12 protein-coding genes are annotated in these 14,080 nt (G+C 39.8%); 9 read left to right on the top strand and 3 right to left on the bottom strand.

What is annotated here, in order from left to right; translation table 11 throughout:
* The first annotated feature begins 389 nt into the window (after positions 1-389).
* Entirely contained in the window at positions 390-977 is a 588-nt protein-coding gene (locus K2F45_RS13740; protein ID WP_237241671.1) for a hypothetical protein, read from the top strand.
* An 82-nt stretch (positions 978-1,059) separates the two neighbouring features.
* Here K2F45_RS13740 and K2F45_RS13745 read toward each other — a convergent pair whose 3' ends face one another.
* Both K2F45_RS13745 and K2F45_RS13750 read right to left on the bottom strand, forming a co-directional pair.
* Complete coding sequence (locus K2F45_RS13745; protein ID WP_075992679.1) at positions 1,060-2,313, bottom strand: amidohydrolase; 1,254 nt, start codon at positions 2,311-2,313, stop codon at positions 1,060-1,062.
* Positions 2,314-2,389: 76 nt separating this feature from the next.
* Complete coding sequence (locus K2F45_RS13750; RefSeq protein WP_075992680.1) at positions 2,390-3,241, bottom strand: AraC family transcriptional regulator; 852 nt, start codon at positions 3,239-3,241, stop codon at positions 2,390-2,392.
* Between the two features lie 390 nt (positions 3,242-3,631).
* Between K2F45_RS13750 and K2F45_RS13755 the strand changes: the two genes are divergently transcribed.
* From K2F45_RS13755 to K2F45_RS13765, 3 genes are read left to right on the top strand one after another with little or no spacing between them, the layout of a single operon-like run.
* The gene (locus K2F45_RS13755) at positions 3,632-4,246 is read left to right on the top strand and encodes a hypothetical protein (protein WP_075992681.1); all 615 of its coding nucleotides are present in this window, start codon (positions 3,632-3,634) and stop codon (positions 4,244-4,246) included.
* 14 nt (positions 4,247-4,260) lie between these two features.
* Complete coding sequence (locus tag K2F45_RS13760; RefSeq protein WP_075992682.1) at positions 4,261-4,614, top strand: hypothetical protein; 354 nt, start codon at positions 4,261-4,263, stop codon at positions 4,612-4,614.
* Positions 4,615-4,619: 5 nt separating this feature from the next.
* Positions 4,620-5,795, top strand: coding sequence for an oxygenase MpaB family protein (locus tag K2F45_RS13765; RefSeq protein WP_075994811.1), 1,176 nt, complete (start codon positions 4,620-4,622; stop codon positions 5,793-5,795).
* Here K2F45_RS13765 and recR read toward each other — a convergent pair.
* Positions 5,792-6,406 (bottom strand): recombination mediator RecR, encoded by a 615-nt coding sequence (gene recR / locus K2F45_RS13770; protein ID WP_075992683.1) that lies wholly within the window; start codon positions 6,404-6,406, stop codon positions 5,792-5,794. The two genes, K2F45_RS13765 and recR, sit on opposite strands and share 4 nt — an antisense overlap.
* Before the next feature lie 115 nt (positions 6,407-6,521).
* Between recR and K2F45_RS13775 the strand changes: the two genes are divergently transcribed.
* The 5 genes from K2F45_RS13775 (at position 6,522) to K2F45_RS13795 (ending at position 14,080) form a co-directional block, all read left to right on the top strand.
* A complete protein-coding gene (locus K2F45_RS13775) occupies positions 6,522-7,226 on the top strand; it encodes an LOG family protein (RefSeq protein WP_075994812.1) in 705 nt (234 codons plus the stop codon).
* 212 nt (positions 7,227-7,438) lie between these two features.
* Positions 7,439-7,996: an RNA polymerase sigma-70 factor gene (locus K2F45_RS13780; protein WP_075992684.1), complete on the top strand. Its 558-nt coding sequence runs from the start codon at positions 7,439-7,441 to the stop codon at positions 7,994-7,996.
* 67 nt (positions 7,997-8,063) lie between these two features.
* A complete protein-coding gene (locus tag K2F45_RS13785) occupies positions 8,064-9,203 on the top strand; it encodes a FecR family protein (protein ID WP_075992685.1) in 1,140 nt (379 codons plus the stop codon).
* A gap of 35 nt (positions 9,204-9,238) precedes the next feature.
* Positions 9,239-12,511, top strand: coding sequence for a TonB-dependent receptor (locus tag K2F45_RS13790; protein ID WP_075992686.1), 3,273 nt, complete (start codon positions 9,239-9,241; stop codon positions 12,509-12,511).
* 18 nt (positions 12,512-12,529) lie between these two features.
* On the top strand, positions 12,530-14,080 hold the full coding sequence (locus K2F45_RS13795) for a RagB/SusD family nutrient uptake outer membrane protein (protein ID WP_075992687.1): 1,551 nt from the start codon (positions 12,530-12,532) through the stop codon (positions 14,078-14,080).

The following is a 14,080-nucleotide window of genomic DNA, read 5'->3' on the forward strand; positions in this document are numbered from 1 at the left end:
ATAATAAAGTATATATCTTAAAGCTTTTCGCTATAATTTCCATCAAAGAACGTTTGTCATTGTTGACATTACAAATATCATTGGTTTAATACGCAGGGAATTTGCGTAACAATAAAAAGAAATAAGAAAAACTCATATAAAATTATATAGCTCTGATATACAGGTAATAAAAATAAATAATTGTTGTAAAAAAAGATTAGAAGTCCTGAACTACGCAAATTCATTGCGTCTTAAATCGACATGGTAGACTTACGGCCCGCTGCATTATTTCAAAAAGAATGGAAAATTAGATTTTTTGATGAATATTCTGTTGAATATAGTGGTAATCCGTGATCATGTTATCCAATTTATATCCTAATTTTATTCCAATATTAAGACGATATCAAAAAATGAAAAGTTTATGTACAACAATAGGGCTGTTTTGCATGTTAGCAAGCTGTACAAATTCAGCGCAAGACCATAAAAGCGCTACGGCAAATCATCCTGCAAAGCAAATACCATTCAAAGACAGCACAAGGACAGCGGAGCAAGACACGGCAGTGGGTGAGAATCAGCAAGCAGAAGCTTGGTTGAAAGGAATTTTTCAATGTACAGGTTCCGCATCTGGAAAATATTGTTACTATCTGGATAAAGAGGACGCATTATGTACCAAGCGATTCCAAGCCTTTTTAAAAGATGCGAATGAAATTTACGGGCCCTCCAACCTCACAGATGAAGAACTACCCAAAGCTGAGGCAGCTTACAAGGCAAAATGGGAAAAAATCTACCCCTTATATACAGCGGAAACCTGGTTATTTGGAAGAGGTAATGACGACGCATTGGATATCAAGGATGTCAAAATCGACAAAGTAACTGAAAGCAAATTTATCGTATTTATTGATTACGGTAATGACATCCGAACAAAAAATGAAGTTCAATTGGTCAATGAGCAAGGTGCTTATAAAATAGATTATTGCAAGACGACTTTCCTACACTAAACGTTACCCCCCAGCATTGAAAATGCCAATTTTCTAGACGATAAATTGGCATTCTCAATTTATGATTATTTGCTACTTTCAATTAAGCTTGGAAACTATTGTTCCATTTGACCACATTTCCCTGATGGATAAGCCCATCGACGGTTGAGATGCGAGAAACTGCTTCTGCAGAACAACTCGCATCGACAAAAAGGAGGCTAGCATCATCTCCAACTTTCGGCCATACGGAATTCCCTTGATCATCAAGCGGAATTTTGCCATTGGTCGCATAACGAAGGCAACGGGATAACTCGAATTCAGTTTCATAACCATATAATTCCGCAGCTAGATTGGCTTTTTGAAGCATATTACCGCTACCGAAAGTACCCCAATGGTCCTGAACATTGTCGTTTCCTACAAAAACTTCCACTCCCGCTTTTTTCAGTTCCCGAAATGGCATCAACATATTGCGAAAAGGAACCGAACTGCAGATACCAACTTTCGCTTCTGCCAATCGTTCGGCCGTATGTGCTAAGTCCTTTTTCGGCATGTAACCTAAGGCGAAAGCATGACTGATAAATGTACGTCCCTGCAATGCCGGATTTTCCAATGCTTTATCAATCAAATAATGTATGGTCTTAACACCTGATTCCCCACCCTCATGCAAGTGGATATCGATTCCTTTGTTATTATCCAATGCAAGTTGAACTGTCAAGTCCATCGGTTTCTCAATACTGCCGTCAATACTAAAGGGATCCAAACCACCAATAAAATCTACCTGCTCCCATTTAGCGACTTCCTCCATCAGCTTCGCTGATGCTGTGTAGAATAGACCGTGCTGAGGGAATGCAACCAGTTCTGCAGCAAATGAATATTTTAAATGTTCCAGCGCCTGTAACAAATGCTCCAATGACTTCGTCCCCGATGTAGGGTCTACATTAAAATGCGTACGTGCAAAATTTGTTCCGTAGCCCTGCAATAGCGCGATTAACTTTTCGGCCCGTTCGACAGAGGTTTTCAACAACTCGGGGATAATCACCTGTTCCTTGGCAATCATATCTTTTACAGTCCTATTTTTTGGAAATACCGCCTTCCAGGGCAGGCCATATAAGGTTTTGTCCAAATGAATGTGCATGTCACGGAATGGCGGCAATGCCAATTTACCTTTCACATCAAAGGCTTTTCCGCCCCCTGCCGATTGCGCAGGCTCAATACTTTTTATTTTATTTGCCTCAATTTGAATATCAAATAATGCTGTTTTCGTAGCAACAATTTCTTCCTTCTCATAAAGAAAGCCTGTTTCTAGCAATACATTCTTCAACAAATATGTCTCTTGATTCTGATTGATCTCATTCATACCTATATCATTTTTACCAAAGCTAAGTGATTTGAGACAATGATCTTTGTACGAATTATCACAGCTTATGTAGATATTATGGCTGCGCTTTAAACTGGCTTGGCGTCATATTCGTATGACTTTTAAAAAACTTGCTAAAGCTTGCATTATCGTAAAACCCTAAATCAAAGACAATAGCTTTGATCGTTTTATCCGAAATTTTAAGCAACCGCTTTGCTTCCAGTAACACACGTTCCTGAATCAAAAATGAAGCTGATTTCTGTAAAACCCGATTACTTAACACATTCAGATAATTTGCCGAAATATTTAGCTTCTCGGCATAAAAAGCGACTGATTTTTCACTTTTATACCATTCATCGATAAGCTGCACAAATTTTGCCATAATTGGATTAGCCTGATATTGTTCATAATCATCATAATTATCCTGAACGATCTTGCTGATCAGAAGCGTAATTACTTTGACCCGTGCGTAAATCAATTCCCATAGGATCTCACCATCCTGTAAATCATTTGCAATTGCCTTGAATTCTGTCAATAACGACTGAAAATTGGTCGTTGAAAGATCAATGACCAAATGCTTAAGATAATAAGAAATAGGAAATCGCAACGCAGGTAATAAACTTTCGAACCAATGTCTGCTGATCATGAGCTGCAGCGCATAGGTAGGATCAGCCATCTGCCACTGATGTACCTGTCCCGGAAAAACCAGATGTAGCTGATTTGCGCCTAGTACAAAACGGTCAAAATCTATTGTATGTGTACCTACAGACTCCTGGAATAATAAAAGGATAAAAAAATCGTGTTTGTGCGGTTCACTAATTTCTCTAGGGCCAATGAGTTCATGAAAAAGTAAATCGCGGTCAGCGATAATCCCTTCCTGGAATTTCTGCAGGTCTAATATTGGAAAATGGTCGTTGGGTTGATACATAAACAGTATTCCAAAGATAGTATCTAAATATTAAAACAAAAAACAAAAGCTAGTGAGAGCTGGTAACAATGCTAAAAATTACGACTAACTTATGACCAACTTCGTCATGTAAGCACAGTGAGTCCACAGTAAGTCCACGTTGAGTCCACCTTTTTAAGTGCATTTACTATGGATGCATCGTACAGACATACTGCTTACAGTCCGAAGTTGGTTACTTGTAGTCCATAATTTGTTCAAATGAAACTCTTATTGTTTGGACTCCTTGTATAAAAGAAAATTGTTACGATTATAACTATTGTTTAATATAAAAAAATGTTACTTTAACGCGGTTGCCAGGGTGTCAAGGGATATTGAATGCCGACGCCCCCATATCTAATTTAAAATCGAGAAATGCAAATCGAAATCGGTCGTATATTTTATGAAATAGTTCCCTGGAATAAAGATTATATCCAAATTTCGGGTAGTTCATCACCCTATCGTGTACATGCTCCGGCACATTGCGATGTTGCTTTCCTTAAAGAATACATCAAGTTAAACCCGCCAGAAAGTAAATCGGAAGGTATATCCTATTCCTATCTAGAAAATCCCTACTACCTATTTGGAAAACCTTATTTGGTCAAAATCTATCCTTCCACAACGCTAGCAACCGTTGAACTGACAGCTACAAGTATATGTGTATATCAAAAGAAGAGCACGAATACATTGAAATTACTGCACAAATGGAGTCAGGAATTACTCTATCATGAAATAATCAAGCAGATTGCTTATTGGGAAGAACAGTTGGATATATATGATGTAGCTACAGTAACCATCCATAACTTATCCAAAAACGATTTTAGAATCGTTGAAGGTGGATTTCATTTTTCAAATCGACTCATTGATTTCGAAAAAGAACACATCAATCTAATTATTCTAAAGGCTTTCTGTAAATTTGCTCATAAGACGCGAAAAGAAACAGAAGCAATCTTCAGTTTATATATTCCAAACTGGAGAGATCTTTATTAGTACAGCATAATAAGATGACAGAAATTAACATCAGAATCCAACTAAAGAAAGACGATCTAATCATACCATTCAGCAATCAAGATCTTATACCATTCATCGCCAAACATCAGCAAGAAATCAATGATTACGTTATCGAGCAATTGGAAGATAAAGATGGCGCACCGCATTTAAGTGACTTTAGCATAAGTGGATTAACTTTTTATACAAATAGTACCGAAGGTTCATTTAGACTTCATTTTAAAATTGATCGTCAATTTTGCTGCAGTGATCTCTCATCGTGTCAAATGGATTATATAGACTTTAAGTTTAATAAATCAAATATTAGTATCACACTAACTGGAAGTTATACCGTTTGGACAATTCAATAAAAGATATGCGAGTACCCGAACGTTATCAAGTTAATACAAGTTCATTTTCTTTTTATTGGTCGAAGGGTCTTGGTGTCGAATTGCTTCGCAAATTGCCGACGAAACTTTCCCTCGCTGCTGCCGATCAATTTACTCCTTTACTCTATCAATTTGACAATAGCTGCGACCAACTTGTCGAGCAGCTACACCTAAAAATTGGTTTCCATCAAGGTCAACAACTGCTTAAAGATGCACTTGCAGGCAAGCCTATTGATGCAGCATACGAACATGTATTGCTGAATTTTTTAAATACATTAGATCTCAGCCCTTCTTGGTTAGATTGGGATAAAATAGAACAAGGCATTGGGCTCAGTCAACGTTCTGGTTTATCAGGACTTATTGTGTTACGGGATTATGTCCTCATGGGGGGCTATGAATCCAGTGCGATCAATAAACCCTTAATCTTTACAGGTGCGTTAAAAAAAGGGGCTGTCAAACGACTCACCGAAACGGTAACCTTTTGGGTGGATATCACAGGCGATGATGCACTGAAAAAGGGTAATATCGGCATAGAGGCCATTCTACTCACCCGGTGTATCCATTCGTATGCGCGATTAAACATCCTAAAGCACGGTCAGTGGCAAACAGAAAAATGGGGTATTCCATTAAATATGTGGGATATGCTTGCAACCAATCTCGGATTTTCTCTTGTTTACCTAACAGGACTAAAACGCATGAAATTCAATGTATTGAAAAACGAGGTTGAAGGTTTATTCCATGTCTGGAAATTTATCGGAACATTGCTGGGTATTCCATTGCAACTTCTCCCCGACACAGAGGAGCAAGCCATTGAAGCTTTGTATTATTGGACCATGACACAACAATCAGGAGATCAGGATAGTTTAGCTTTAGCAAAATCACTCATGGAAGAGCCCATTAAAGCGGCCTACCCCACAAACAAATGGGGACGAAAGCTCATGCGCGAAATTCACCTCTACTACAATCATTATCTATTGGGCGACTATTCGTGTTCACTATTGGGTTTAAAGAAGACGGTACTCGGTAAAATTGCTTATGTGAATATCTTAAAAAATAAAAAAGCAAATCGTATGGTTACCGACAGCTTATGGCGACAACAACAAATTGAAAAAGGAAGAAAAGTACACGAAGGCGTGAAACAAATCTATCTTAAATACAATTAACCAACGTTGCGCTCGTAAGGCACCCGTGTCGCAATGGAGCGTCCCAGGGTTAGCTCATCGACATATTCCAACTCGCCACCAAAGGCAATACCGCGGGCAATCGTTGTAATTTTTACATCAAATTCACGCAATTTACGGTATAAATAAAAAATGGTGGTATCCCCTTCCATTGTTGCTGAAAGGGCCAAAATAACTTCTTCTACCTCACCTCTCTGGATTCGGTTAATTAACCCTTCGATTTTTAAATCAGCAGGGCCAATACCATCCATAGGCGAAATTAATCCTCCCAATACATGATATACACCTTGATAGGAATTTGTATTTTCGATGGCCATCACGTCTCGCGTGTCTTCTACAACACAGATCAAATTTTTATCGCGTTTGAATGAGGCGCATATCTCACATATATTGTGGTCAGAAATATTGAAACATTCTTGGCAATATTGAATATCTTCTTTCAAGCGATCGATAGAGGCCGTAAAACGCGCTACATCTGCATCGGATTGCTTCAACAGATGCAAAACCAGTCTTAATGCCGTCTTTTGTCCCACGCCAGGTAATTTTCCAAATTCGGCAACTGCGTTCTCGAGAAGTTTAGAAGAAAAATTCATAATGCAAATGTAAGAATAATCAGAAAAAGTAGCTAGTATTAAAAAAATAGCTATATTGTATTCCTTTTTGAAAAATTAGGTTTTAGAAATTAAATGTATAACGTTATATATGGACATTACAAAAGAAGATAAAATTATCCGCGCATTTGAAAACAAAACATGGCAGGAAATTAAAGTAAAGGACTCTTGGCAGATTTTTAAAGTGATGTCAGAGTTTGTGGATGGGTTTGAGAAATTGGCGAAAATTGGCCCCTGTGTTTCAATATTTGGATCAGCACGTACCCCACGCGAACACAAATATTATCAAATGGCGGTAGATATTGCTAGCTTATTGACGGAACGCGGTTATGGTATTATCTCTGGTGGTGGACCGGGTATTATGGAGGCAGCCAATAAGGGCGCCTACGAATCTGGAGGGAAGTCTGTTGGTCTAAACATTGAATTGCCATTCGAGCAATTTCACAACAAATATATTGACCGCGACAAATTGCTTGAATTTAAATACTTTTTCGTCAGAAAGGTCATGTTTATGAAGTATTCTCAAGGGTATATTGTTATGCCTGGAGGTTTCGGAACCATGGACGAACTTTTTGAAGCAATCACACTGATTCAAACCGGTAAAATTGCACGTTTTCCAATCGTATTGGTCGGCTCTGAATATTGGAAAGGATTAATAGACTGGGTTCAAAATACGATGATTTCAAACAAATATATCAGTGAAGAGGATTTAAAACTATTTCGAATTGTGGATACGGCCGAGGAAGCAGCTGATCATATTTTCCGATTCTACGATAAATACTTGTTGAAGCCAAACTTCTAAGAAGTACTTCTTAAAAAAAGGAGTATCTGTTGATTCAGATACTCCTTTTTTTTGTCTATTCGAAGCTGCTATCCTTTGTAAAATATGCGTTTAGCTGCTTAAAGCCAGCTTTTATATATTAAAGTTGCATTATTCATAATTTAGTCCCTACATTTATAGCGCAATTAGCATTTCACGTCGTATAACCATAGAAAAACAAATTATTGTCTTGCATGAAAGATTTTGGAGGCCATTCAGATGAAGAGTTGATCGTGTTGATTCAACAAGACGATAGCTTAGCTTTCGAAGCTTTGTATGATCGCTATTGGAAAACGCTTTATTACCAGGCTGCCCGCAAAACAAATTCACTGGAAGATGCGCAGGAAATTGTACAAAATATCTTTACTTCACTTTGGCTGAGACGCCATCAACTCCAAATCAAAAGCAATCTCGCCTCCTACCTCGCTGTGGCCGTTAAATACAAAGTATTTAAATATCTCGCACAACAATACAAACAGAAAGCTTTTAAGCATGATACGGAATGGGTGGATTTTGATAACTCGACGGAAAATTGGCTCCAGTTTGAAGAGCTTCGTGTTCGGCTAGATCAGCTTGTTTCGGAACTGCCTGAAAAATGCCAGCTTGTTTTCAAATTATCCCGCGAGGAGGGCCTCTCCTACAAACAGATCGCTGAAAGCATGAACATCTCTGTGAAAACTGTCGAAACCCAATTAAGCCGTGCTTTAAAAAAAATACGCACTGGTATTCAGCGCTTTCTGATTACTTTGTAATTTTTTTTCTCTTCTTGTCAGGGTATCAGCCCGATTTAGGGACTCTACATATAAATAACCCCTAAATATGGTTGATCATAATCAATTCCGGATAAAGCAATTGGCTTATAAATGGCTTCAAGGCACATGTACCCCTGAAGAAGAGGCCGAACTGCAACAATGGTATGAAACAAGTAATGGCGAACCTCTCCCTATCCCCGAGGAGCTCGCAACGGATGAACAACAACTCAAAGAGCTGTTATTCTTAAATATAAAGCAGGAAATCCAAGCGTCAAAAATCAAGCGAATTCCACAATGGGTGAAATTGGGTGGAATAGCTGCTGCTTTAGCACTGTTATTTATATTCCCCCTTTACCTTGTTAAAAGAACAACCGGAGATACCCCACAGGTAGCCGTGAAGACGCAACAGCAAGTTCATCCGGGCATTAAAGCAGCCGTATTAACTTTAGCCGACGGAACTAAAATTGACCTTTCTGCCCACCAACAGAGCGTTCTTCATCAGGATGAACAGGTGAAAATTGTTACAACTGCTTCCGGAACCGTGCAATATCAATTTACAGCCAGTAAGAATACTGCTGCTAGCCGAACCAATACCATTGAAACGCCGATTGGAACAGAATATACGATCATTTTGGCCGATGGCAGTAAGGTATGGCTAAACGCTGGCTCCGTGCTGACATTTCCTGAATCTTTTGCGTCAAATAGCCGTGAAGTAAAATTATCTGGTGAAGCCTATTTTGAAGTCAGCCACGATAGTAAGCGACCATTCTATGTGCGATCGAATGAACAAACCATTCGCGTATTCGGAACACATTTTAATGTAAGCTCCTATCCAAATGAAAACAATAAAACCACACTTATAGCGGGCTCTGTACAAGTCTCGCAATTCGGCAAGTCAAAAATGCTGAAACCTGGTCAAGCAGCATTTACCACAGGCGGGAATCTTATCGTAGCAGAAGCCAATATCGAAGAGGCAATGGCCTGGAAAAATGGCTTTTTCTATTTTGAATCGACACCAATAAAAGATGCACTCGCCGCCATAAAACGCTGGTATAATGTAGATATTGTCTATAAAGGAACAAATGAAAAGCGTGAACTGACAGGAAAAATAAAACGTAATTCAACGGCCCAGCAACTGGTTGAGACCCTCAACTTCCTGGATATAAAATGTCGATTGCAAAACAATAAAATTGAAGTTGAACTCTAAATTATTTAATATAAAACAAACTTACCCAACTAATTATGTATAAACTTAAAACCATCCAAGGGGCTGGTAAAAAGGCAAAACTATTTGCTGCTTTACTTGCGATCCAATGCGTTTCCCATGCAAATAATTTGGCGATGGCGAATGTAAACCAAACTAAAATCAAGTTACAAGACAAGGAATACACTTTGGCTAAGTTTGCTAAAGAGATCGAACGTCAGAGTTCTTATGTGTTTCTGTACGATAACTCACAGATTAATGATAACCAAAAAATCCGAATAAACCATAAAGATGGTTCTATTGTTGAAATTCTGGATGACAACCTAAAAGAGCTATCGTATTCTTATAAAATTGTCAACAACACCATTGTCCTAAAAAGGAAAACAGATGATATGCCCTTAAGAAACACGATCAATGTGCAACAGCTTGTCAAAGGACGCGTTTCCGATAGCGATGGTAAAGCATTAACAGGGGTCACAATCCGCAATACAACAACAGGTAAACAAACGGAAACAGACAGTAAAGGTGAATTCTCGATTGAAGCGACCCCTACACATCAACTCAGCTTTAGTTCGATAGGTTATGAGACTATCAGTAGTACGGTAGGCTCCAATAGCTTCCTCAACGTGCAGATGAAAACTGCCAACAACCAACTGGAACAGATCGTTGTGGTCGGTTTTGGAACACAGAAGAAAAAGGACATCACGGGAGCCATTGCAACCATGAGCACAAAAGATATTGAAGATCGCCCTGTGACCCAATTGGCGAGTGCCATGGAAGGTAAGATGGCGGGGGTAGAAATTGTAAAATCCTCCGGACAACCGCAAGCTGGCTTCTCCATTCGTGTTCGTGGAACTTCAACAATCACTGCAGGTAGCAATCCATTATACATTGTAGATGGCGTTCCTACCGAAAATATATCGGAGCTCAATCCATCAGATATTCAAAGCATTTCGGTATTAAAAGATGCTGCTTCTGCCGCTGTCTATGGATCTTCTGGAGCCAATGGCGTTGTGTTGATTACGACCAAAAGAGGAACAAACGGTAAGACACAGGTAAATTTCGAAACCTATCAAGGATTTTCAGCCATCAGAAAAAAGCCTAGCGTTCTAAATGCGGCACAGTATAGAGAATTAATGACTGAGGTGGGAGAAGCCTTGGATTGGTCGAAATATACCGCTGATACGAACTGGCCAGATCAGCTATTCCGCACCGGCCACAGCCAAAAATACCAGGCTTCAGTACGCGGTGGAGATGAAAAGACAGGGTTTTACATTTCTGGATCTTATCAAAAAGATAATGGCACGGTCATCACAAATACAGTAAACAAGGTCAATTTTAAGGTTAATTTGGATCATCAGATCAATAAAATCTTTAAAGTTGGAACAAGCTTATCTTACAACCGTTGGTACGATGTGGACATTAACGAGAACTCCCGAAATGGAGTCATCATGAATGCTTACCTGGGCTCTCCAGTCATCGGCATATACGGTGACAAGGGGGCTTTCACAGTAGATCCATTCTATACGGATCTTGACAACCCCGTTGCATTGGCAACAGGCAACGAGCACAGCTATATCAACAACAGATTTACAGGAAATGCCTTTGTGGAGGCTAATATCCTACCGGGACTAAAATTCAAATCGCTGTTTGGGTATGAGAAATTTAACAACCAGTATCGCACTTTTGTGGATCCGTTCCGCACGACAGAGGGTAGAAAATATAAAGGGATGGCGACGCTCCAGCAGCAGGACAATCAGTATTGGATGTCCGAAAATACATTAAACTATGACAGAACTTTTAGTGACAAGCACCACTTCACAGGTTTATTAGGTTATATTACCACTAAAACACAAACAACAATCTCAAATATTGCTACCCAGAATTTTGCTAATCCAGCGATTCACACCGTCAATGGAGGTTCGATGATTACGGCGATGCCAACAGCGATAGATGCTGCTGTATCCACTGTCTCCGGCATTGCAAAAATCGGTTATGATTATAACGACAAGTACTTATTTACAGCCAATCTGAGAGCTGACGCGTCATCTGTATTTGGGCCTAATAACCGTTGGGGGTACTTCCCTTCTTTCTCTGCCGGCTGGCGTTTATCCAATGAAGATTTCTTTAGTTCGCTGAAAAATACAGTAAACGATTTGAAAATCCGCGCTAGTTGGGGTAAGGTTGGAAATAGCCAAATCCCGGCCTTTTCCTATCTTGGTTTAGTTGACGTCACGGGATCGTACAATATCGGCGATCAGGTTGTACCGGGGTATACACCTTCTACCTTGGACAACCCCAATCTAAAATGGGAAACAACAAACCAGACCGACATTGGTGTGGATGCCAGTTTCTTTAATTCCAGATTGATATTTGGTGCAGATTATTATGCAAAAAAAACTGTAGGCCTACTTCTCAACTCAAGAGTTCCGTATAGTTCCGGTTATAGAACTGCGCTGAAAAACCTCGGCGACCTACAGAATAGAGGTTTCGAATTCGAATTGAGTAGCCGAAATTTCGTTCACGATTTCAAATGGAATACAACAGTCACCTTTGGGCTCAATCGCAATAAAGTACTGAATATTGATGGCGGAACCTACTATGACGGAAATATTGATGGCCGCGGCAATAGTACGATTGCGAAAGAAGGGGTTGCATTGGGATCATTCTGGGGTTACGTCGCGAAAGGTGTCAATCCAGAGACCGGAGATATGATCTATCAGATGGCCGACCCTGAAGCAGGTCTTCAAACGAGTGATATGTCTATCATTGGTAATGCTACACCAAAATTCTCTTATGGCATGACAAATGATTTTAGTTATAAGAACTTCAGCTTTTCTTTTTTCTTACAGGGTGTACAGGGAAATGATATCCTTAATGCGACACGTATTTATACAGAAGGTATGTGGGAACCGAGAAACCAAAGTACTGCCGTGTTAAACAGATGGACAGTCAATAACAAAAATAGTACTATGCCACGTCCGGATCTAAACAATACAGATGACAACTACAATTCACAGATTTCTTCCCGTTTTGTAGAGAAAGGTTCCTACCTCAGGGTAAAATCGATGACTTTGGCCTATACCCTACCTAAACAAGTGCTTGAAAGATGGAAGCTCAATAAGGTCCGTTTTTATGTGACAGGCGAGAATCTGTTAACATTCACAAAATACTCAGGTTTAGATCCTGAGGTAAGCATGTATGGGGGAGCTAACCAGGAAACCGTGAGCTCCAATATGGCGCCGGGCATCGATTTTGGCACTTCGCCGCAGGCACGCACCTTTATTGTTGGTTTAAACCTAACTTTTTAACCTTTTAGCTTACAAACAATGAAATCAAATAGATATACGTCATTAGCCATCGCCTTATTGGCTTCTCTTGCTCTAAATTCCTGCAAAAAGTTTTTAGATCTTCAGCCTACCTCCACGGTAACGAGTGAAAATGCCTATCTCACCGGAGACAATATTGAGAAAGCATTAAACGGGGCCTATAATTCTTTTATAGGCAATGGTACCCGCCCAGGAAGCAATGCCAATTATTATCAATGGGAGATGATTTTACAGACCGATATCCGTTCGGACAATGCGCATGCGGCCGGTGGTGGTGAGATAGACTTTGCACAAATTGACTATAATACCATTACCAATACCAATGACATGGTACGCAGGGATTGGGAAGAACTGTATGGAGCAATCTCAAAATGCAATATCGTTATCGACAATGTTGATAAAGTCACAGATCCTACTTTTTCGGATGAAAGACGCAAACAAATTCTTGGAGAAGCTTCATTTTTAAGAGCCTTCCATTATTATCAATTGGTCAAACTTTATGGTGGTGTACCCTTGGAAAAACACTCCAACAGTACAGATGCCGAAGTATTACGCATCAAGCGATCAACTGTAGAGGAGGTTTATGATTTTATAGATTCGGATCTACAAGTGGCAGCAAACAATCTTCCCGATGGATTTGGACAAGCCTCTATTGACAAGGTTAGAGCTACAAAAGGTGCTGCAAATGCCTTGCTGACCAAGATATGGGCACAACGCCCTGATCGAGATTACAATAAGGTATTGCAATACGCCGATGCAGTGATTACTGGAAAAGGTGGCTATCAGCTCCTTCAAAACTATGCGGATCTTTTTGACGGTAAACATAACTATAACAGTGAATCTATCATAGAGATTCCCTATATCGCCGGCAGTCCCAATCTAAGCTGTTGGGGTGGCGCATTCTTTTTCCCGGATCTTGATGAAAATGGCCAAATCAACGAAAACGAATGGCGCCGGTATGGCACACCTTCGAAAGATCTAGTCGAAGCTTATGACAACGCTGGCGACACTGAACGAAAGAATGCCAACATCTGGTTTTTCTCTGTCCCTTGGGCAGATGAGTTCTGGAACCCTTGTGGAGATGCCGATACAGAAATCCCATTTAATGTAAAGCAAAAACATGCCAACAGCTTCCAAAGTGGCGATCATTTTTACCTTTTGCGGCTTGCGGACATCATTCTGCTTAAAGCAGAGGCTCAAAACGCCTTGGGAAATACTTCTGGTGCGATAAACACCATTAATGTCATACGTCATCGCGCAGGGCTGTCCGATTTATCCGGTGTCAGCTCCAGTGCGCTAAAGGCCATCATTCTCAACGAGCGCCGATTGGAACTTGCTTTCGAAGGTCAACGTTGGGATGATTTAAATCGTTATGGTGTCACGGTAGATGTAATGAATAAACTAAATGAAATAAAATTTACATGCGATAACGGCAAACAGAGCAACCCTACGTTGATTAAGTATAATTTTAACCAAAATAGCCTGCTCCTTCCAATACCATTATTGGAACTGCAGGCAAATCCGAGCCTGACTCAAAATCCAGGCTATTAA

Origin of the sequence: Sphingobacterium siyangense, from assembly GCF_023277505.1 — a bacterium.
Classification (GTDB): Bacteria; Bacteroidota; Bacteroidia; order Sphingobacteriales; family Sphingobacteriaceae; genus Sphingobacterium; species Sphingobacterium siyangense.